We start from the raw sequence: 24,364 nt of genomic DNA, 5'->3' as shown, positions 1-24,364 counted from the left end.
CCTGCACGTTCGGATCGCCGGCCGGGAAGGTCGCCGATACCGTCTTGCCCACGCCGGACAGTTCGCCCAGCGCCTCGCGGATATCCTCGGCCGTCGCGTCGTAGTCGAGCGCGAGGGTGCGTTCGCCGCCGACCCCCAGGACGAAGGTCCCGCCGACCAGGCCGTCGGCCAGGCGCAGTTTCTGGACCGATCCGTCGGTCGACGTGTTGATCACCGTGACCTGCCCGCCAACCACCGGCTTCTGCGACAGCAGCAGGCGCGGCGTCTCTTCGCCGTCCTCGATGACGTAGGTATCCGTGCGCGACACGACCTCGCCGACGTCGGCGCTGGTCAGCACGGTGGTGATGATCTGGAACTGCGGCCCCTCGACGGTCGTGTCGTCGGTGGCCTTTACCGTCACCTCGACAGGATCGCTCCAGTTGGCCGACGTGAAGGTCACAACGTACCTGCCGTCGATCATCGCGCCCCGGGCGCCGGCATCGATCACGACCTCTCCGTCGGTCTCGAGCGCGACGTAGACGTCCGCACTCGGCTGGCGGGTGAGCTTCAGTTCGTAGGTGTCAACGCTTCCAGCCTGCTCGAACACGGCGGTCATCGGTTCGGAGCCGTCGTCGGCGGTCTCGATGATCGCCAGCCCGGCACGGTCGTTGTCGGTGATCAGGACAGGCAGCGCCGGCAGGGCGAGCCCGTCGTACTGGGTGATCCGGAACACCGTGGTGCCGTCGAGTGCCTTGCTCCAGGGCTGGGTCACGGTGATCCGCCCGGGCACCGGTACGCCGAGTGCATCCAGAAGCGGGTCGTCCACGATGCGCGACTGCCCGAGGCCGGTGCCGCCGACGATCTCGATCCGGGCGCCCGCGATCGCGTCCAGGTCGATCCCACCCGCCGAGGCGCTGTCGAAATGGAAGGTCCGCGTGGCCAGCCCGGTCACTGTGCCGGTGAACCGCACCGGCGTACCGGACGGGTCCACGTTGCCATCCGCGTCGAGGAACACGGGCTCGCCCTCGTCCTCGAGCACGTAGAGGGTCGCGAGGCTTGCGTCGGTGTAGATCGCGTAGGTGCTGCCCGCCGCGATATCGATGGTCCAGGCCGCGTCGACCGTCAGCGTGTTCATCGTGTTCGAGATGATCTGGTGCGCCTCGGTCTGCGAACCGTCCGCGGTCGTGACCACGAGGTAGAGCCCTTCGAGCCGGGTCCCGATCTCGGTGTCGCCCTGGACACCGAAGTTCGCATTCTCGTCCCGGAAGGTGTCGTTCACGACGCCGTATCCATCGGTCGTGGCGCTGCCCGCCGGCGGGGTCGAGACGACGCCGCGCACGGAATCCCCCAACGTCAGCCGGACATCGTCACCGGCAGACGGAGTCCGCCCGTCGGCCCAGACGCTCTCGAACGTCAGCGAAAGCGTGTCGCCGGACCATTCGTAGGCGGTCACGACGCGGCTCAGGCCTTCCGCGTCGCCCGAGGTGACGGCGAGGACGGTGCCGCGCAGTTCCTCGGTCTTGGACACGTCCGCCGCGTCGAGGACCAGCGTGTTCGTCCCGATTGTCGCGTCGGACTGGACCGTCGCGGCCGGGGTGTCTGCGCTGGTCACGGTGTGGGTGATGCCGCCGAAATGGGTGCCTTCGGCGCCGGTATCGTCGAGCGCCTGCATGAAGACGGTCTGGGTCTTCCACCAGGCATTGTCGGCCAGGTCGTCGGCCGAGAAGACCAGCGTGACAGTGCTGGCCGCGCGTCGGAACTGGTGTTCCGACGGCGACGCGGCATCGGCCAGCGTCAGCAACGCCCCGGTGTTGAGGTCGCGCAGCGCGAAGCTGGTCGTGTTGCCGGGCGCGGCGACGACCGCGTAGACGCAACCGCTCTGCAGGCCGCCAAGGTCGGCCTCGGTCCCGTTGTTGTAATAGACGACCTCGTCACCATCCTCGAAGCCGTGGTTCGCCTGAATAGCGTTTCCGGCGACCGCGAGAACCTCGACCGGGTCGAAGTCGTCCTCGTCTGCGCCGAGGATCAGGGTCCCCTCGCCCTGTGCGCGTTCCTCGGCAGGCGGCTGGTCCGCCTGCACGGTCACGACGACATCGCGGGTCGGACGACGGGTCAGAACGACGGTGTACTGCGCCAGGGCCAGCGTGGCCTCGTCCAGCAGCAGTTCGCCGCCCTCGGGGGTGATGCGGATCGCCGGTTCGTCGTTGTCGGCGATATTGGCCGAGATCCCGTCGATCCGGCCATCGTTGATGTATTCGACCCCGGTGGCGTCGATCCCGTGCGAGATCAGGCCGGAATGCCCGAGGAGGTCGTTGCTCGACACCGGCGGGGTGTCCCCCGCGACGAAGATGGAATCCGAGCCCAGTCCGCCCGTGACAAGGGTGGACAGGCCCGCGCCGGTCGACAGGACGAAGAAGCGGTCGTCGCCTTCGCCGCCGTCGGCGCGCAGCGCCTCGACCCCGACGAAGGAGACGTTGAGCCCACCGCCGTAGACGCCTTCGTCGGTGATGACGAAATCGTCCCCGAACTCGGTCCCGATTACGATGACGGTGTCATAGCCGTCGCCGCCATTGATCAGCACCGGCGCGTTGACGGCGTACTGCACGAGGTCCGCACCGCCGTCGCCCGAGATGTCCGTGCGTTCGCGGAGGTCATCCTGCGACCCGACCAGCGCGAAGGCCCGGACGGTGAAGGTATCGTTGTCGTCGCCGCCGTTCAGCGTCAGCACGGCGAGGTTGCGGAAGACGGTGAATTCGTCCTCGCCCGCGCCGCCGTTGGCGGTCAGCGCGAAGCTCACCCCGTTGGTCAGGAAGCCTCGCGTGGTCTCGGTGTAGTCCATGCTGTCGGCCGGATCGAGCAACCCGGTTTCGGCGTCGCGCGGGCTGTCGAACATCTGGCCGAACTGGAACCTGTCGTTGCCGATGCCGCCGTTCAGCGTGACCTTGGCCGCCGTGTCGTCGACCGCGAAGTAATCGTCGCCACCGAAGGCCTCGACCGTGACGCCGCCGTCCGTGCCGCCGGTGTAGTTGATGCGTTCGAAATCGTCACCGTTCGGGTCGAGCAACGCGATCATGCCGGTCGGGCTGGTGCCCGAGGCGGCCCGCAACAGGAAGGTGTCGTCGGCATTCGTGCCCAGAACGGTCAGGGTGTTGCCGTCGCCGATCGTGTCATCCACGTCGATCTCGGACTCTCCCGAACCGAAGAGCTGGATGATGAAACGGTCGGTCTCGGACCCGCCGATCAGCGACAGGCGCCCGATGATCTGGTTGGCCAGCGATCCCGGGTTGACCGTGATGACGTCGGCCCCGGCGTCGCCGTAGACGTAGGTCCGTCCGACGACGCGCTCGATGTCGATGGTGTCGCCGCCCGCACCGGCCCGCAGGATCGTCTGCCCGGCATGGGTGCCCAGCAGGTCGAGGCTGTCGCCCGCCTTGCCCAGCTTGACCTCGAGATTGTCGATGCCGGAATATGTCAGCCCGTCCTTCGACATGCCCAACCCGGTCAGCCTGGTCGCGGTCAGCACGTCGGTCGTACCGGAGCCGTCGGTATCCTCGGAGTCGTCGACGTAGAGCACGTCGCGCGTGCTCTCGGCCGCGCGGACCGAGATCAGCTCGACGGACCGCTCACGCAGGGCCGCATCGACGAACTCGATCTCGTAGGCGTAACCGGCAAGCTCGATCTGGTAGCCATCAGGTGCAACGGCATCCGCCGTCGCGACGAAATCTTCCGGCAACGGGTCGGCCGAGGGATCGACCCGCGCCGCCACATGGACCTCGTTCCGGATGACGGCGACGGCGTTCGCGCCGATGGTGCCGCCCCGGACGACCTTGCCGGACAGAACGGCGTTCAGGGCCGACTGGACCGCCCCGGCCGAGGCGCCGAACCCGAGGGGCGACGCGATCGAGACGCCTTCGAATTCGAGGATGAATGCCGCGCTGGCCGACACGGTCCCGCCTTCCAGCGTACCGATCACCGTCACGGTCTGGATCTCGTTCGCCGTGGTTCCGGGGGTCTCTGCCAGCCCGCTGGTCCGCTGCTGCAGAGACAGGCCGGACGCGCCCGCCCGCGTGACCGCGACCGAGAGGTCGAGATCACCGCCACCGACCACCAGGTGGTCGCCGATGTCGTTCACCGTCTGGGCGTCGGACCCGACGGTCACGGTGTCGGCATCCTGCCCGGTGGCCAGGTAGGTCTCTCCGGAAATCGACTTGATGTCCGCCGTGTCGTCGCCATTCCCCAGGTCGACGTAGGTCAGACCGTCATAGGTCGTCTCGATGGTCAGCCCGTCGTCACCGGATCCGAGATCGAGGTAGAATTCCGACAGGTTGAGATGGTGGATCTCGCCGACCGCCGCGCCGTCCACGGTATAGTGGGTCTCCAACGCGCCGTCGGTTCCGGTCGGAAGCTCCTCGCTGTCGAAGACCACGGTCTTGGCCGATGCCTCCATCGCGTCCGACAGGTGCAGCACGTCGTAGGACCGCAGGCCCGAGGTGTCAAATTCCAGCGGCGGGAAGTCGATGCCGCCGAGGTCGCCCTCGTAAAACACCGTGAAGAGCCCGGCGACGCTGTCATTGCCATCCTCGGACACCCCGGGAGCGACGACCACGTCGTCAAGCCCGAGCTTGCGCAGGGCGTTCTGGAACGCCAGCGCGATCTGCGCCTGGTCCCGTCCGTCCAGTTCGATGACCTCCGACCAGTCGCTGTCGTCCGACCGCACCCTCAGCGATCCGCCGTCCGCGTCGATCGAGAACGTCTGGATCTCTTTCGTCTGCACCGGCGAGCGCCCTTCCTCGACGATGGTGAGGCCGTATTCGAACGATCCGTAGAGCTGGATGTCGGGGATATCGAAACCCTCGATCGGCGCGCCGGGATCATCGTCCCGCTCCACCGTGTCGAAGGTGATCGTGTAGGCACCCGGCGTGGTCGGGTCCGAGGTCACCGTCACGTCCGTCACGCGGATCACGACGCCGAGCTCGGTGCCGATGTTCGTCGTGAAGGTGACCGGATCCGCCGCGGTCCATTCCAAAGCCTGCTCGATGGCCGCCGTGGTGGTCACGGCGTTCAGTGGATCAATGTTGCTGAGTGTCGCGTCTGTGCCGTTGGTCAGGCCGACGTCGAAGGTGAACGGACCGCCGCCGCCTGCCGCGATCTGAAGCAGGTCGAGGATCTGCACTTCGGAGACCGGCTCGGGCGAACTGCCCTGGTTGTCGGTGACGATGGCAACCGATCCGGTGCCCCCGTTGACCGTCATCTGTCCGGCGATCGGGTCGAGGCGCGTCGCTTCGCGCACGACGATATTGCCCGCGCCGTAGACGTCTTCCAGCGCAAGCTGGATCTCGGCCGCGCTTGCGCCGGCAGCAAAGGACACGCCGTTGTCGAGTTGCACGAGCCCGGACGAGAAATAGACCCGCGCCCCCGGGGGCGGTGTCTGCGCCTGGCCCTTCTTGTTCAGGAAGGTGATGTCCTGCCCCTCGCGCACCCAGAGGCCGCGATCGAGGATGACTCCGCCGACCTTGATATCGATGTCGCCGCCCGGGTCGACGGCCTGGACCAGCCGCAGCACCTTCTTGTCTTCGATCCCGTCTTCATCGACATCGATCGAGACGACGGAGCCGGTTTCGTCGGCCCTGTCGATCTCGAGGCGATGCACCTCGCCAAGCTTGTTCCTGTCGGTGCGCCGCAGGGTGCTGAGCATGATGGTCGCCCCGCCGGCCGAAGCCGGAAGCGCCATGTCCTTGTCGGCCAGATCGCCGGTAAAGATGAAATCGAGGAACCGCTTGGCGATGTCGAGCAGGCCGCCGCCGTCCACCCGGTCGTCGCCGGCACCGGTATCGACGTCGAGAATGCCGCTGGTCGAGCGGACGATCACCCGGTCGTCACCCTCGAAGGTCGACAGCGTGGTGAGGCCGGCATGGGTACCGAGGATGAGGAATTCATCGTCGAACGCGTCGGCATAGGCCTCGACATAGCCGTCCTGGTTGAAGGTCAGCGCATTGCCTTCGTTATCCGCCACGCGCTCGTCCCCGACGCCCAGCCACTTGCCGAGCTGGATGTTCAGTTCGGCCAGGCCGGAATAGAAGATCGCCTGGTCGGTCAGCCCGGTCAGGCTTTCCCCGGTCAGCACGCCGTCGCGGCTGTTGGTCTCGCTGCCCGACGCATCGACATTGGCCACGTCGGCCCCGGAGTCGCCACGGATCTCGAGCGTGATCTGGATATCGTCCAGCCGGCCGCGGAGGACCGAGGAGAAGTCGCCGAAGTCGGTCGGTGCGAGCGAGCCGAGGTTGATGGTGTCGAGACCGGCCCCGAGATCGACCAGCACCCACTGGTTGGCGCTGTCGGCGTTCGACCGCAGCGCCCTGACGTTGACGACGTCGTTGCCCGCGTTGGTGTTCAGCGTGAGGCTCGACGCGCGGAAGGTGTGCGCGAAGTCGATCAGGACGGTGTCGCCGCCCGACCCGAGATCGACGGTGAGCGCCGCGATGTTGCGGTACTCGACTTCGACCAGCATGCCGAAGCCGGACACGCGGTTGATCGACCGCGAAAGCGAGAAGAGCGCACCGGTGTTGTCCTGCGTGTCGTCGATGTCCGTGAACAGCAGGCTGTTCGTCCCGGCACCGCCATCGACCTGCAACGGAGTGCCGAACTCGGTCTCGCCGTCGATGTAGTCGAGCCTGCCGGACGCGTCGTTCGAAGACGCGGTGCGGCCGATGATGACACTGTCGTCCCCTTCGCCGCCCTTGACCTCGACTCGGATTCCGCCCGGGGTCTGGTCGAGGCCGAAGATATCATTGCCCCCCTGCCCTTCGAGCCGGATGACTTCGAGCCCGCTGTCACCGGTGCCGCCGAAGTTGATGACGACGTCGTCGCTGCTTGTGGTCGTGCCGGTCAGCAGGCGGATCTCGGTCGCCGTCATCGTCATGCGGTCGCCCGCAGTGTCGTAGCCCATGACTTCAAGCCGGTCGGTGCTGTAGCTCGGCCCGCTGTCCTGGATCAGGATCTCGCCGTCGATATCGGGGCTGTTGTAGACCACGTAGCGGTCTGAGCCGCGCCCGCCGTCGAGCTCCACCCCGTCCTCGTCCACCGCCGACAGCTCGAACCGGTCGAAGCTGCGGCCGCCGATGATCGTCTCGATGTCCAGCGACCCCACCAGCGCGCTGGTCAGGACCTTGACCAGGCTCGCGCTGTCCGCGTCCGACGAGCCGTCGAGGCCGCTGACGATCCCCGCCGTGGTGAACTGGTGCCGCAGGGCCGAGAAGACCAGGCTGAAGTCCATGACGTCGCCGCCGTGGTCCGGGTCGCCGGCAAAGCTGCCGCCGTCGGCCAGCGCGGGTTGCTGGGTGTCGGGATCCTCGATGATGACGTCGCGGCCCCAGTCGTCGTTGAAGAAGTAGCGGTCGTTGCCCTCGCCACCCTGCAGCAAGTCGTTGTCCAGGCCGCCGTCGATGACGTCGTCTCCGGTGCCGCCCTCGATGACGTCGCTGCCGTCGTCGCCCCAGAGAGCGTCGTCGCCGCCGCCGCCGCGGACGCTGTCACGGCCAAGACCGCCGCGCAGGGCGTCAGCCATGTTGCCGCCGACCAGAAGGTCGTCGCCATCGCCGCCGTCGGCCACCAGGCGCGTCGTGACCGCGCCGGAAATGATGACCCGATCGTTCCCGGCCTCGCCGAAGAAGATGATCTCGGAGACGGTGGTTTCCGTCACGCCCGAGCCATAGCCGATCTGCAGCGTGTCGTTCTGTTCGCCCCCGTAGGCCAGGATGGTCTCCACCCCGGTGAAAAGCTGCGCCTTCTCGGTGTCGTCGTTGAAGGTGACGCGGACGTCGCCGCCGCCCATCATCTCGACCGACATCTTCTCGGCCCCGTCCTCCACGTCTCCGCGCAGGCGGGCGGCCGCGTTCGGACCCATGTGCAGCAGCAGGACGCCGTTGCCCTGGTCGCTGGCGAGCTGCGGCTGGCGGTCGAAGGTGATCTCGAAGCTGGCCAGGCGGCCGCGCGCGATCTCGAACTCCTTGTAGTAGAGGCCCCAGAGCGCCTCGATATAGGCGCGCAGGAAGAAGTCGAGCTGACCGCTGACATCGAAGATCGCGACCGGGTTGTAGTCGTTGATCCGGATGTTGGTCGCCATCTCGTCCAGCCGGACGCGCCCGTCGTTGTTGGGGTCGTCGAGGTTGAAATAGATGTTGAGCTGCAACCCACCCTCGAGGCCGAAGGAGGCGACGCCCGCGTTCAGCTCGACGCCTGCGCTGATCTCGCCGGTCAGGGTCAGTTCGGCGGTGTCACGGCCGGTGCCGTCCGCGTTCGCACGGTCGCTGACGTAGAAGCCGGCGAACAGGTCACCCACGTTGCCCGAGGCCTGGAACCGTTCGATCCCGGAACCGTCATAGCCGAAGGCCAGGTCGATGGTCGCCCCGATCGATCCGCCGAGCTTGGCGAAGAGCGGGCCGTAGATCATGAACTTCTGGCTGTAGGCGAATTCGAACTGGAACGTCGGCAGGTCGTAGGTGACGAAGGTCGCCTTGTCGAAGTTGCCCGACAGAACCTGGAAGATCTGGTTCGGGTCGGTCAGGATCGGGAAGTCGATCGAGCCCGAGCCGGTGGTCACGCTGCGGGTGAAGTTCTTGGCGTTGCCCTCGCGCACGTTGTCGACGTTCTGGCTGCCGCTCGACGTGTTGGACTTGTTCAGGTCCTTATCCGGGTCGAGGTCCTTGAGGTCCTTCTTGCGTTCGATCGCGCCGAAGTCGAAGTCACCCAGCTTGATGAAGGCTTCGCTGCCCGGCGTGTTGGCATCCGCTTCGGCGGCCTCGACCTGGTTCATCAGGCGGTTGATCTCGATCAGCTGGTTCAGCATGGCCGAGGTGTTGTTGGTGCCGAAGGCGTTCGCCAGCGTGAGGAACGTGACGTCCTCGTTGGCCAGGTCCGACAGGACCGGGATCGGCCGCGTCAGCAGGCCGTCGTCGGGTCCGATCAGGAAGTTAAAGGGTTCGACGATGCTCTGGATGCTGCCCAGGAACGGCCCGGCGAAATCGCCGATGAAGGAGCCGAGGTAGATCCCGACGTCCGTGAAGCCGACCTTGGCCGAGGTGTCGAGCGAGAACGTCACGTTGCGCAGCCCGCCGCGCGCATCCGAATCCGCGACGAAATCGATGCGGCGCAGCTCGTTGTTCCACTGAACCGCAACCGAGCTGCGGAAGCTCGTCGACTGCAGGGCCGTTTCCACCTTGCGCTGGATATGCGCGATCAGGTCGTCGAGGCTGTCGAAGTTCTCGGTGTCGATCGCCCGGATGAGGACCTCGACCTCCTCGGTCGTCGTGCCCTCGAGCGTCAGGTAGAAGGTCTGGTTCTCGTCCAGCTTGCCGATCTCGCCGGCGCTGTTCTGGATCGGCATCGGCGCGTTGCCCCGACGGCTCAGGGCGGCGCTGCCCGGCGCGGTCGAGTACTGGAACAGGTTCTTCGAGTAATGGAAGTTGGCGCCGATCTCGGGGAGAGACGCGTTACGGCTGTCGCCGTCCTTGACGTAGATCTTGAGCGCGAGGTTGGCGCGTGCATCCACGCTGACCTTGGCCTCGATCTTGTCCTTGGCCTTGTAGCGCTGAGAGATCAGCTCGGAGAACGTCAGCTGGTCGCCGTCCTCGTCGACCTTGATGGTCTTCGTCGCGTCGACGCCCGCGCGCAGGACGGTCTTGCCGTCCTTGAGGTTGGTCTCCGCGCGATACTTCTGGATGACCAGCGTGTCGATTTCCTGGCCTTCGAACTCCTTCCCGCGGAACGTGACCTCGTAGCTCAGGTCGGTGAGCCGCTTCACCGTGATGGCGCCGTCCGACAGCTTGTACGGCGTGGTGTCCGTCTTGAGCGCCTCGCGCAGCAGCTCAGTGATCCGGTTCTCGATCAGCTCGGCCGGTTTGTTGGCAGGATCGAGATTGTCCTTGGTCAGGTAGGTGTTGTTCAGCGCGGTGCCAGCGTAGCCCAGCACGTATTTCGCGTTCGGATCCTCGAAGGCGTCCTTCGAGAAGGTGATGATCTGCTTGGTGTAGGTCCCCTTGTCGGTGACCTTGCCCTCGGACGACTTTTGCGACAGCGCCAGTTCCGGCAGCAGCTTGCGCCCGAGGTTGTTCTTGATCGCGGTCGCGCTGTCCGAGAACGAGATCTTGAAGAACTTCGTGCCTGCCTTGAACAGAGGCTTGCCGTCGAAGAACTCCTTGAGCCTGGAGCCGATGGTCAGCTTGTCCGCAGCCGACGCGTCGATCGACTCCACCTTGAAGTTGGTCGAATCCAGGAGCGGGTGATCCTCGAGCGCGCGGGTGATGCCCGCCACGGAGAGCTCGGTGATGAGGCCCTTGCCGGGCGCGAAGCTCTGTCCGTTGTAGGTCCAGGTCAGCTGGAACGGATCGCTGGCCGACGCCTCGGCGATCGAGCTGAAGATGAACAGCTGTTCCTCGTTCACCCCGTCGATGAGGGACCCGTCCTGCAGCGTCTCGACCTTCACCAGCGCCTGCGCGGCCAGCGAACTGACTCGAACCTTGGCGCCCTGGTCCGCGATCTTGAGGTCGAAGCCGCCCTTGATCGGATCGAAGACCACCGTGATGTCGCCGACCTCGATCCCGTGGGTCTTGGGCAATGCCCCGATGGCCACGTCGACCGCGCGCTGAACGTCCGCGGTCAAGCGCTCGATCGGTTTGCGTTCGCCGTAGACGTCGACCTGGTTGTTGGTGAGCGTGTTCGCCCGCGTGACGGTGAAGGTGAAATCAAGCTCGGACGCGACTCCGGTCGCCGATTTCATCGGCAGCTTGACGGTGAGCTTGTAGTCCTTGGTCAGGACGCCGTCCTTGGGCACCGGCAGTTGCAGCAGGCTCTTGTCCGGGTCCTTGATGTCGACGCTGAAGACGGCCGAGATACGGGTCTGCTGCTTCTGCGGATCGGTCTCTCCGTAGCCGGGGATGATGTCCTTGGCCTGGAAGCCCAGCGCGCTGAAGAGCGTCCCCTCGGCCGCCGCCGGGCTGGGCAACCCGGTGATCGAGCTGAGCGGCACCTCGTCCTTCTGTTGCTCGACCACCCCGGTTCCGGGGGAATCGTAATCCACCAGGTGCTGGCCATCGATGAAGAGCAGCGCGACGTCCTCGCCGGCGAGATTGCCGACGAACTTGATCTTCCAGATGCCGGACTCGCCGCCGATCTGTTCGACCTGGAGGTTGTCGGAATCCAGCATCTCCGACCTTCCGCTCACCTCGGTCGAAGCGGTCCGGTCTTCGGTGATCGTGATTCTCTTGTCCGTCAGCGCCTCGACGATGTCTTCGGCGGTCAGGCCCTCCACCTTCAGCAGGAAGCCGCTGTTCATCTCCGTCGTCGTGAAGGTGTGCTCGGTTCCGGTGTCGCTCCGGTCCGACGCGGACAACAGGGTCAGCGTATGGGTACCGCTGCCGTACACCTGGGGCAGCGAGACGCTGCCGCTCATCAGGCGGCCGAGGTTCAGACCATCGAGTTCCTCGAAGAAGCCGAGGGTGCCATTGCTGGTCAGGACCAGCTTGCCGGTGTCCACGCTGGCGGTGACCAGCCCGTCGCCGATCACGCTGTCCAGCAGGTCCTGCAGGTTGCTCGCCACGGTCGCCACCGTGTCGGCGCTGCCGACCGTCATCTCGACGACGTAGCGAGCTCCCTGGTAACGCAGGATGAAGGCCACGTCCGTGTCTTCCGCCGGTGCCGAGAAGGCCCGGTCGGCGGTCATGACTTCGTCCCCGCCCTGGGCGCTGCTGCCCTGGCCATCGGTGAATCCGAGGACATCCGACGACAGCACCGCCGAAGACAGGCGCACGAGGTCAGCGTCTTCGGTCGTGAGGATCCGGTAGATCCCGCCGTCCGTCAGCGAATCCGGGAGTGTCCCGTCCGTGTCGAGGCGCACGATGTCGCCCGTCATCAGGCCATGGGCGCCGATGTCGATGGTGGCGGCGGTCGAGGCCGCCTCCTGCGTGACGCCGACCGCGAAGACACCGGAATTGGCGCCGAGCACGATGTGCTGCACCTCGTCGCCCGGCGCCTTCAGCTGGGCCGCCAGGGTCACCTGTATCTCGGGCAGCTTTCCGAGGCTGCCGTACTCGACATCCGTGTTGGTGTAGAACCCGTTCTCGCCGATGCCGAAGTTGAACCGGAAATCCCAGCCGAGATCGACATCGAGGACCGCGTCGAGGTCGAAGTCGAACAGATCGCCCAGCCCCAGCTCGAAGCTCAGGTCGACAGCCGGCTGGTTGTCCTTGAGCAGCTTCTCGAGGATGTCGGTCTGCCCGAGGTTCATCGAGAATTCGACCGCCTTGGTGCGGCGGATGTCCAGCGCGCTCTTGAACCGTTCAAGGCCATTGGCGGTCGTCGTCCCGTCGGTGCTGAACTTGCTCGCCTCTTCGATCAGCTTGAGCGAGATGTCATCGCGGTTCAGCGGCGTCGGATCGTCGGGGTTGAGCTTCTTGAGGATGTTCAGCGCACCGACTTCGCGCCCATCGGCGGTGACGAAGGGCACGGCGATGTCGCCGATCCCGCCGCTCGCCGTCTTGACGATCTTGACGCGGCCCGAGCTCAGCGGATCGACAGACATCGTCGAGACATCGACATTGGTCAGGAGCCCGACGAACTCGACGACGTACTGGTTGCGATACGTCGAAACCTTGACGTTGCCTGCACCGATGTTCGGCAGCAACTCGATGGCGGCCTGCAGTTCCTTGTCGGTGTAATCCGCCTCGACCTGCACCTCGAAACGTGGCGCCGGAAGGCCGCTCGCGTCACTGGTCAGAAGTTGCACGTCCTTGCCGGCCAGCTCGTTGACGAACTCGATGGTGAAATACTTGTCGTAGGCCGCGTCCGTTGGTCCGCCGTTGGGGATCTCGTAGTACGCGACGCGGACGTTGCCGACGCCCAGGATATCCTCGAGCGCGTTCTGTGCGCCGAGCGCGATGGCATCGCGCAACTGCTGCGCCTTGGCGCTGTTGATGTCGGTGCCACGGGTGAAACCGTAGAGTGGGCCACCGGCGCCCGGATCCGTCGTCGGACCCACCACGTTGATCGGGAAGGTTTCCTGCCCGTCGATGCTCAGCCGCAGCGATCCCTCGCTGTCCTCCAGCATCGCCAGCGACACGGTCTGGATCTCGTTCCGACCATCCGTGCCGAGGAGCGCACTGCCCTCGCCGCCCCCGAAGGTGATGGTGTACTGCGCCTTGTCGCTGTCGCCGTCGAACGCGGTGACCGTCACGGCCTCGTCCAGCGTCGACAGCCCTTCGAGCGCGGCCTTGATCTCGGCCGCCGTGGCGTCGACGGAAATCGCCGCCGTCGTTTCGCCGAGGTAGCTCAGACGGAACGTCGTCACCGTCGCGCGGTCGAGGGTCAGAAACTGTTGTTCATGGCCGCCCGCGTCGGGGTCCAGCCGGGTGACGAAGACGCCCTTGGCCGTCTGCACGGTGGCGACGTCGGCCCCCGCATCCTCGAGGCGCAGGGTGTAGGTCTGGTCGAGCGGCACGATCAGTTCCGACCGGTCGCCGTTGTCGTTGAAGGTGATCGTGTAGACCTTGCCGGACTTGGCGACGGTGACGCCGCCGTCAAGCTCGATGGTGGCCAGCGCATTCAGCGCGTCCTCCATGTCCTGCGCGCTGGCATCGGTCTTCAACACGCCGGTGCGGAACCCGAGGTAGTTGAGCCGGTACTGGTTGGCATCGCCATCGACAGTGACGGTCTGGACCTCTTTCGTCGTGCTGTTGCCGTTGGTGGCCGTCGCCACCGTCACCGCATCCGGGAACACCGAGAAGAACGGGGTGGTCTGGACCTCGATCGTCTGGATCGTGTTCCCGGTGCGCACGTCGTCCTTGCCCGGACCGAAGAAGTCGAACAGCGCCTGTTTCAGCAACTGGGTCGGCGACATCGCCGGGTCGCCCCGGCGCATCATGTAGTCGAGGATCTCGAGCAGTTCGTCACTGAAGCCCAGGACGTCCATCAGGTCTTCAAGCCCGGCCCCGACCAGCGGGACATCCGTGTTGGCCACCTGGTCTATCAACTGCTCCTGGGTGGAACTCAGGAACACGTCCAGCCCGTCGATCAGCACCTGCGGGTCTTCGAGGAATTGGTCGCCCAGCCCCGACAGTTCGGCCGCCAGCGCCGCCAGCGCCGGGGCGTCGAAGGTCCCGAGGTAGTTCGGGTCCGGCGCCATCGGCAGGATGCCGACCGCGTAGTCGCGCAGCGACAGGATGTAATCCTCGAGGTCGTTGGTCTGACCGCCGATCTTGAGGACGAGGTCGTTGCCGTATTTCTCGCCGTCCTCTTCGAGGAAGATCGGCAGCAGCACGTCGAGATCCGCCTCGGCATCCATGTCCACGACAACGTAGTCGCGGCGGTCGGGATCGCCGGTCAGGTCGTCCACCAGGGTGTCGACATCGAGCCGCTTCTCAGACCCGTCGCCGAAGGTGACGTCGATACTGGCGGTCAGGCGCGAATGGGCCTTTACCTCGGTCCCGCCGCCATCGGTGTAGCCGTCAATGTAGATGCTCGCGGGCGCGGCCAGCGCCGCGAATTCCATGTCGTCATTGATCGCCGAGACGTTGAAGCTGAGCTTCGTGCCATCCTGCGTTGCGGTATCGGCATAGAGGAACGTGTCCAGCGACGGCGCGGTCGCCCCCTCGAGGTCGAGCCCGATGCGCAGCCCGTGCACGAGGTCGTCCATCATCACCGACAGCATCGGCAGCGCGGCCGGATCCGGGCGGGGGTCGTTCGTCAGCGTGTACGCGACCGTGAAGACGCCTTCATCGGCGGGATTCACGACGACGAGGTCGGTTCCCAGCAGCGTCTGCGATGCGTTGATCGCGGCCTCGATCGCATTCGCGTCGGCGTTGTAGGCAATCGCCTCGGTCCGGGCCATCACGATGTCGCCGATGGCGGTGAAACCGGCGAAAGTCTCGCCGTCCTCGATCGTCACGTCGATCATGTACTCGGAGTAATCGCCCGAGACCGTGAAGGCGGGCATGTCGACGCCGTCGAACCCGTCGAACGTGACGTCAAAGATCGCCACGTCCGTGTACTCCACGAGGCTGACCAGCACCGTTCCGTCCAGGCTCTGCAACGCGGGCAATGCCCCGATGAGCGCGCCGAGGTTGTCGACACTCAGCGTGACCGGCTTCGTGCTGTCGGCGTCGGACTTTTGGTACGAAATGCGCGCAGTCTCGTTCCGGATGTCCGAGAAGCCGAGCACCAGGTCGGAGTCCGTCGCGGTGAAGACCAGCCGCCCGGCGGAGATCGATGCCGTGACGCCGAAGGCCGGATCGCTCAGGAAGCCGTTGATCGCGGTGAGCAGGGCCGTTTCGTCGTCGTAGGTTCCCGCACCCAGGATGACGGACTTGCTCGCCTCGCTGACGCCCGGATCAACCGTCGTCAGCGTGAAGCCCACGCCGAAGTCGAGTGTCAGCGCGCCATCCGCATCGAACGGCAGGCCAGCGATACCGGAAAGACTGCCGGTCGCTTCTTGGCCGCCTGCAAAGCCCAGCATCTCGGAGGCGAGGGGCACACTGTCCAACGCGAGGGTGAAACCGAGCGAGCGTTCCGTGACGCTCGAATTGACCGTGATTCGCTGGACCTCGGGCGTGACCTCGTCGGCGGCCTGCATGGTCTCGATCGCGACACCCGAACCACGCGTGACCGAGGCGAAGGCGATGCCGGTGTCGACAAGCCTCGCGATCGCCGCGGCAACTTCGGACGCGGACGCGTTGCGCGACAGCTCGACCGTTTCCTGACCCGCGTAGCTCAGCAGGAATGTGCCGTCCGCGGCCTGAACCGTGACAAGCTGGGACAGCACGCCGGTGTCGGTGTCCGTCGTGAAGGCCTCTGCCGAGGCCAGGACGACGACGAGGTTGCCGGACGCATCGAGCAGCGGCGTCTCGAGGACGTAGCTTCCGCCGATGGTCCCCGGCAGACGGATCTCGCTTGCGAAGACCGTGCCGCCATCGCCGTCGTCGATGTTGGGATCGACGACCATGACCGTCTTGGCCGCGGTTCTGAGCGAGATGGAGGGATCCGCGGTCAGCGTCAGGTAACCGCCGTCCGTGCCGACGGTCACCAGGCTGCCGTAGCCGGCATTGTCGACCGCATCCTGCAATGCTTCGTCGAGGTCGGCGACCAGGGTGCCCGTCACGACCGTGAGGTCGAGCATCGCCATCAGCGTGTCGTCGGACGGATCCCGGATCTCGAGCAGGAAGGACACGTCGCGCTTCAGCGCGCTGGCGTCCGCGACAAGGAAATCGGTCAGGCCAACGCCGAATTCGCCGGGTTTCACCACCGCCTTGATCAGCGCCCCGCTCTGCCCGGTGGCAAAGCCGAACACTGGCGCGACCGCGGCGATGCGGTAACTGTCGTCGTCGCTGACGCTCCCGTCGAAGAGGTGGAAAGACTTGTCGGCCGGCAGCAGACTTGCGGAGAAATCGCTGTCCACATCGACACTTGCACCGGTCGGCGACCCGTCGGGGCGGGCAAAGGTCAGGTCGGTGCCGTCGAAGCCGACGATCACGTCGCCGACCTCGTAGCCCGGTGTCGCCGCCAGCGCGGCGTCGACCTGGGACTGGATCTGCGCGACAAGGTCCGAGACGGTCGTCCCGCCGTCGGTGGACGAGAAGTCGATGTCGAGGTTGAGGTCCGTGACGCCCTTCGGCTTGTTCAGGTCGATGCCGAAGACGAGGTCGAAGCTCGCGCCAAGCTGCACGGCCAGGTTCGAGCCTTCGCCGATCCCGACGAGGTCGTGGACCTCGACCAGCGCGCTGCCGGTGTCGTCATCGCCCGACCCGTCGTCTGGCAGGCCGCCGAGCGCGTCGAAATCCAGCTCGAGCCCGATGGACCGGCTGACCGTCGCCAGGAACGGGAACGCGATCTTGAGCGAGACGTCGGGGTTGTTCGCATCCAGCGGATCAGGCTCGGACACGTAGTAAACGCGCACCCCCGCCTGCCGCATGAGACCGGTGACCGGGTCCATTTCTTGCGGGTCGCTGAAGTTGATCGTCTTGCCACCCGCCGAGAAGCTGAGGCGTCCGTTGACGACGGTGACCGCGAAGTCCTCGGCCTCGCCCGCGTCGGCGAGCGCCGCGTTCACCGCGTCCTCGATGTCGCTCGCCAGGTCAGCGAGGCTGACGTTGTCGGCCATGCCCACGTCGTCCGGGTCGCTGGCCTCGGCATCGCCGGCGATGACCGTGACACCCAGCAGGTCGGTCGTGCCTATCGTCAGGTCGAAGACGAGGTCGCTTTCGAACTTCACGTCGGTGGCGGGGGTCACGCCGGTGATCGTCGTGCCGCTGTCGCCATCCCGCAGCCCGAGCAGCATCGAGGCCGTCAGGGTAACGCCGAAAGTCTCGGCGATCCGCAATGGCAGCTTTTCGATCGTGTCCGGCGGATCGGCCAGCAGCGCCTCGAGCGCGGCTTCGAACTGGTCGGCATAGGGCAGCAGCTGGTTCAGTGACCCGCTGATCGTCGGCAGAGCCGTGTCCAGCAGCGGGTCCTGCAAGTTCTGCAGAAGGCTCAACGCCTCGCGCAGGCCCTGTTCGACGTTGGCAAAGCTCGTCTTGGCCAGCGGGGCGAGCTTCCCGAGGCTGGCGGTGATGTACGCCTCGAACCCGGCATCCGACATAGCGAAAGCCGTCGATGCATGCGCGATCGTGAGGATGCCCGTCGTCGCATCGGCCGAGACGGTGAAGCCCGCATCGACCGTCTGCAGGGCGGCCTGCACCGCCGCCGCCTTGGCCGCCGCGGTGTCGGTATTGGCAAAGCTGCCTGCCGCGCGCACCGCTGCTCCGCCACCGAGCGACACGTCGAAGGCGAAGTCCAGTTCACTCGCGCTGACGCCCGCGGGGGCACGTGCCCCGGTCAGGACGAAGCCACCGAGGCCGTCAGCCGTTGCCGCACCTGCGGCCACGCCAAGCGCGCCGTACATCGGGAACCAGCCGGCGGAATCGATCGCGATACTGCCGTCGTCCAGTTCCTCGAGCAGAAGAGTTGAGAAATCGAAGTCCGCGTCGACAAGCGAGGATTGGACATCAAAGACGAACCCGCCCTGCGCGTCCTGCCGGAACGTGTCCGAGGTGACGCGCGCGGCCGAGAGCCCGACGTCGATGTCGGACTCCACCGAGATCGCCCCGGTGAGTTCGACGCTCACGAACCCAAGCCGGCCAGTGCCGACGAAACTGCTGTTCCCGATGGTGATGTCGGCGTTGATCAGCGGCTTGGAGCCGAATTCCTCGAGGAACCACGTGTCTGACCGCGCCCGCTTGGGCAGGTCCACGCTGCCGCGCGCGATCTCGGCCACGTCGACCGTACCGTCGCCGGTATCGGCCACGCTGCGGAAGCCAAGTTCGGTCACGGTGGCATTGTCGAGATCGGCGATCAGCCGCAGCCCGGACAGGCCGGACCCTTCGGCCGTGCGGAACCCGATCTGCGCTCCGGTGCCGGTCGGATCGCCCAAGACGACGATCTCGATCTGGCCGCCCAAGGTCGCCGCCAGGCCGGCGTCGACGATGGCCGCGTCGATTGCCGCCTGCAGGTCGGCCGCCAGCGTGTTCAGCCGCCCGGCCGCCTGGTCCTGTTCGAAGCCCAGCCCGTCGACGCGGCTCGCCGCGTCCACGGTGTTGATCAGCTTGAACCCGATGACGTCGGTGCCCGCGCTCGCCTCGGCGATCGTCAGCTTGCCCCCCACGATGCTGACATCCAGCACCGTCTGCTGGCCGGCGACGGACATGCCCACGGCCAGCGCGTCCTCGAGGTCGTCCGCCAGATCGGCAGCGGTCGCGTTTCCGCGCGTGGCGCCGAGGTCGAGAAGCGACAGCTTGGCGCTCGCCGCGGCCCCGGCTTCGGTCTCGGCCGTCAACACCAGCTTCCCGGTCCCGTCGAGCGAAGCGGTGACGTGATCCACGTCGCTCGGCAGCCCGCCCGGAAGGTCGGTCATTGCCAGCGCAAGGCTGAGGTTCAGGTCGGCGACGAAATCCGCGAGCGAGGTGTTGTTGGCGGTCTGCGCTTCGGTAACCATGACATAGCGCACCAGCGGGCTGGTGCCGTCCGCCGCCGTCAGCTTCATCGCGAAGGTGAGATCGCCGTCGAGCTTGCCGTCGACCAGCGACAGCGCACTGCCGGCGGTCACGCTGGCCCCCGTCGCGGCGCCACCGGTGGGCAGCCCCAGCGTGCCCGCGCCCAGCTCGGGCAGGAGCACCATCAGGCGTTCGGTATGACCCAGCGACTTCAGCGTGCCGCCGCTGACCCCGGTGAGATCGACGATCGTGTCGAACGGGTCCTCGACGCTGAGCGCAAGCCGGAACGTGTCCGTCCCGGTCGGCACGACGTAGTAGGTCACCCCGTCCTCGAGCCCGCCCTGCGGCCCCGCCGCGCCAGCGACGTAAAGGACCTTGTCTCCGAAACTGAACCCGTGACCGGTCTTCGTGATCTCGACATGACCGGCGTCGATCGTGACGCTGTCCAGCGCGATGTCCCCGACCCGCGTGGTCAGGTCGAGCTGGAAGAAGATATCCTCGCCGGGGTCCGCCGCGGGCGGCGCGGCGGCGGCCGAGATCGTCACGGGCGCGGTGTCGTTGCCGTCCGTGTCGATCGCGTCAAGCGACGCGTTCAGCACGTAGACATCTGTGCCGGACGAAATCAGGAGGTCGAACGCTACGTCGCCCGTCAGCTCGCCATCGACCGGCAGGCCGGAACCCACCGGGCGCTCCACCCGGTAGGCCAGGCCACTCACACGGGAAGACCCCGGCGACAGCTGGATCGTCGCGGTCCCGGTGTGGGCTGTACTGTCGGTCTCGAGGTAGTCGATGAATTCGACTTTCACGTCGCCGTCGCTGTAGGCGGCTTCAAGGCCCCGCAGCATGGCGATGGATTCCGGCACGATCACGCGGGACGATCCCGGCGGAGTGCGCAGGCTGATCCCGAGACGCCCGTCGGTGGTCGCCGCATCCTCGAGCGTCACCTCGACCGAGCCGGCCAGGCTGTCGGGCCGACGCAGGTAATGGATATCGTCGGCCGCACCGCCGCCCGACAGGGCAACGTGGTCGCCGTCCAGCGCCTTGCCCGAGGTCAGGGCGAGCTGGATGGTGTTCGCATCCAGCACGATCGCGTAATAGAGGTCCCCTGCGGTCAGGTCGGAGAACGCAGTGCCGCCATCGAGTTCGTAGTACAGCGCGTCGCCGGTGCTCAGACCATGGCCCGGGATGGTCAGGCTGTCTTCGCTATCGTCCAGAGCCGAGGTCTGGAAGACCTGGTCGTCCATGCTCAGGGCGACATCGATCGCCGTCTGCACCTTGGCCTGAAGGTCGGCCATGCTGGCAAAGGTCTGCGCGTCGAGGAATACGAGGATCGGGTCGGCAGCCTCGGCTCCGACGGTGTCAATGGCCAAGCGGAACGAGATATCGCGGTCGAGCGTCAGTTCCGCGTCGCGGCCGGTCGCCGTGATCGCGGTTGTCGGAGTCTCACCATCGGCGAGGAAGGCCAGGCCGAAAAGCTCGGCTGCACCGCTGGTGATGGCGCGATCCACGGCGTCCTGCATCTCGGCCAGGGTCGCACCGGCCGCAAACGTGATCGGGATCGGGTTGCCGCGGTCGTTGTTCAGGATCAGGTCGAAGCTGACCTCATCGCCGAGCGTGTCCACGGTGCTGGCATCGGCGCTGGCCGCGGTCACCGTCAGTTCGCCCGACCCCGCCGTCGGCTGCGGCGGTGCCAGGGTGATCGGTGCCCGTTCGGACAGGTCGATGCCGAAGCGGAGGTTGAAGCTCAGGGTGCCACCGACGCCCAGCCCGGACTCGGTCATCACCTCGGTCAGGTCGCCCAGGTCGAAGGCGAGGTCTGCCGGCAGCCCCGCCACATCCAGCGTGTGGTCCCAGGTCAGGTCATAGGTCAGCGTGGCATGCGACCCGCCCGACGCCGCGACGTAGCGCGGCGTCACCGTGATGTCGGGATGTTGCGAGAACCGGGCCGCCAGCTCTTGCGCCGTGTCGAACGACGGCCCCGAGGCCGGGTTGTCGTCGGTCGGCGTCGTGAGCAGGTATCCCGTCAGCTCCTGCCGGAAGGCCGAACCGAAGTCGTAGAGGTCGCCCAGCGTCGTCGCGCCGGGCTTGACCGGGTTGAGGGCCTGGATCTGACCCGCCGTCCCGCCGGACAGCGAGACGAGGTTGGTCTTGGCCAGCGCATCGGCCAGCGTCATGGCGAGTTTCACGCCGGTCTCGCCCGATTTGACCACGTAGTACCGCTCGCGATCGACGAGTCCGCCGAGGGCGGTGCTGTTGGCCCCGGCAATGTAGGTGACCGCCTGTCCCGTCTTCAGGCCGGACAGGCCGATGTCGATGATGTTGCCGGACACGTCTGCGCCCGCGTCGAAGGTGACGGGCTCGGGCACATCGGCCAGCGGCAGGTCCACGGCGAAGGCGTCGGACTGCGAAAGGGCCCGCAGCGCATTCTCGAGCTCGGTCAGCATCCCGAGGACGTCGCCCGACAGGACCGCGCTGAAATCGGTGAGCGCCTCGTCGTTGGCCCGGATCACGGGCAGGGCGCCATAGACGTCGTGGACCCCGTCACCGATCGCCTCGATCGAGAAGCTCAGCGAGGTGCCGAGCCCGGTGACCGTGGCCGTGGGTGTCAGCTGGAAACGGCTTGCGAAATCCTCGGTCTCGTTCGCTGTCTGCGCGGTCTTGGCGGCCGTCGGCACCAGCGTGTCGCCCGACAGGGTCAGGGCGATCCCGTCCAGCGCCGCGTCGGTGTCGTCGAAGTCAATGTCCGCGGACACGTCCAGCCGCATCTGCGTGTTCACCGTCGTCAGGCGTTCCAGCGCCGCCTCGATGTCTGCGGCGGTGGCATCGAAGGCGATGGCCTCGGTCGTTTCACCGTCGACCGTCAGCGTGAAGGTGCCGCTGCTGGGCAGGACGAGATGATGCTGCGATCCGTCCGCGCCGTCGACGGTCACGCTGCCATCGACATTGTCGCCGATCGTCACCGTGCTGCCGACCATGCTGGCAGCGAAATCGATCAGGAGGCCGCCGGTCTCGTCGGATACGGACACCACGTCGCCGGTCTGCAGCGAGGCTCCGAGGAAGCCGTAATCGAGGTCGAAATCGAGGTCGTTCTCGAGGACCGCGCCTTCGCCCGACAGGCTCGCGATCTCGGCAAAGAAGGTGCCTCCGACGCTGCGGTCGAAGCCGAAGGCGAAGTCGAGCGAAAGCAGGGCCTCGAAGTCGACCGCGTCGATGGCATCGGACACGGGATCACCCCCGCCGCCGGGCGCCGTCTCGCCGACCACGATGCCGATGGACTCGCCGTCCGTGCCGAAGTCGAGGTCGAACTGGTTCGTCCGGGCGCCGTCGAAACTCACGTCGAAGCGCAGGATCGGCGCTCCGCTCGCGGTGTAGTCGAAACTGGGCGTCACGCTCAGGTTGGACAGCGCCATCGCCGCCAGGCCCAGGTCGCCGGACAGCAGGCGGTCCTGCCACAGGTCCGGATAGGTCGCATCGCCCGGAGCGGTCCCCGCGGCGGGCAGGATCGACAGCCCTTCCAGCGCGGTGGTGAGATCGTCGAAGGTGATGAAGCTTTCGGTCGTGATCTGGTCGGCGAGGACCGACCCCATGCGCGCGAAGGCGTTCGCGATACCAAGCGCTCCGCCCAGCGTCACCTGTCCGCCCGTCAGCACCTCGCCGTCGACGATGAAGGGCACCTTGTCGGCCAGCCCCGGCAGGGCCATGCCGAACACGCCGGTCTTCTCGATCGTGCGGGCGAATTCGCGCAACGCGGCAAAGCCCTGTTCGAGCTCTTCCTGCGTGATCGTGTTGATGATGCGCGGGTCGCCCAGGATGTTCAGTCCGACCGTGGTGGAATCGAACCCGACCTCGACCACCGGGTCACCGCTGACCGGGTCGACCAGCGTCACGAGGCTGTTGCCCAGCAGGACGTCGTACTGCCCCCCTGCCCCGTCCGAGGCGTCGAGGTTCAGCGTGGTCGTTGCGGCCCCCGCCACGACGTTGATCCGCGTGGTCCCGGTCACGCTCACCGCGCTCGCGGCGCTCGCCGAACCGGCATAGAGCGGGATGACCTCGGTCGCGCTGACCGTGAACGCATCCTGCGTCGCGTCCCCGGTCACCGTCAGCACATCGTCCGTTCCCCGCGCGACGACACTTTGCGCCATGCCGGACACGATCGTGGTGGCAAAGTCCGAGCCCCCCGCCGCCCCGTCGAGGATCAGCGTCCCGGTGAAACCCGAGCCCGTCAGGTCGGCGGTCAGCGTGTCGCCGGCGTGTTGCGCGTTGAGGGTGATCGAACCGGACGGGACCTCGAAAGTCGTGTCCTGGAACGCCGGTCCGGTCAGCCTCAGCGCCGGCCCCGCGACGACGGTCAGGCCAATCGCGTCGCCGGTGCCGGTGACCGCCGTCGTCGGCAGGTCGAAGACCACGTCGGCCGCCGTACCGGTCGACGTCAGCAGGTCCACGTTGCGGAAGCGTATGACGAAGGCGCCCTCGGTGTCGGACACGACGCGGGCATAGCCTGCGTTGCCGTCGGTCGCCGGGCCACCGTCGTCATAGCCGAACCGCATGTCGGAGAACGTGCCGCCGCTCAGCGTGAGAGTGTCGGTGCCGCCGCCCGTGTCGACGATGATCCCGCCTTCGATGTCGGGCAGCGCCGACAGGTCGATGGTCTTGCTGTCGTCCGAATTGCCGTTCGAGCTGATGATCGCCTGGACCGCCACGGTGGTCAGGTCCAGCGACAGGTTGCCCGTGGTCGGAAGGAGTTCGATCCCGGCGTAGCCCAGGACAACGTCACTTCCGGATTTCAGGTTGCCGCCCGAGACCGAGTAGTTTGCAAAGTCGAACCCGACGAGGATCGTATCCTGGTCCGGGCCCGGAGCGCCTGCCGCGAGGGCGCCGCCATCGATGCTGGTGAAGGTCGCGGAGTCCGATTTGACGATGAAGACGTCGCGGTCTTCGCCACCCTGGAGGTTCTCGACGCCGGTGAAGGTCATGAAGGCACCGTCGGCACCGCCCGAGATCCAGTCGGCCGGAGACGAGGACGTGTCCGCGACGACACCCGAGTTCGCACCGGTCAGCGCCCAGATCGACGCGGTATCGGGGCCGACCAGCGTGTCGGTGCCGCCGCCCGAGTTGAAGATCAATTGGACGTCGTCGCCAACCGACGCGTCCACCGTCAGGGTCTCGTCGGCTGCCGTTCCGTCGAGCTGGAATTCGTAGAGGGGGGTCGAGGGTTCCTTTGCGACGGACTCGAGGACCACGCCCCCGCCGTCAACAAATTCGATGATCCGGGTCCCGGCCGTCGGGCCGTCCACTTCCCGGATGGTGACGTCGGTCGCGCCGTCCGCGAAGACCGAGATCGGATCCGCGGACAGCAGGATACGCGGCTCCAT

1 protein-coding gene (running past one end of the window) is annotated in these 24,364 nt (G+C 66.5%); it reads right to left on the bottom strand.

Annotated features, from left to right (window positions below):
- Positions 1-24,364, bottom strand: partial view of a hypothetical protein gene (locus tag ACE2AC_RS16405; RefSeq protein ID WP_375688498.1) — the 5' portion only. It extends 9,401 nt beyond the left edge of the window; the window shows 24,364 of its 33,765 coding nt (coding positions 1-24,364); the start codon lies at positions 24,362-24,364; its stop codon lies beyond the left edge, outside the window.

Source organism: Pseudooceanicola sp. LIPI14-2-Ac024 (genome assembly GCF_042188925.1).
GTDB lineage: Bacteria > Pseudomonadota > Alphaproteobacteria > Rhodobacterales > Rhodobacteraceae > Pseudooceanicola.
Note: the sequence above shows the minus strand (reverse complement) of the source record. Positions and strands in the feature narration are given on the sequence as shown.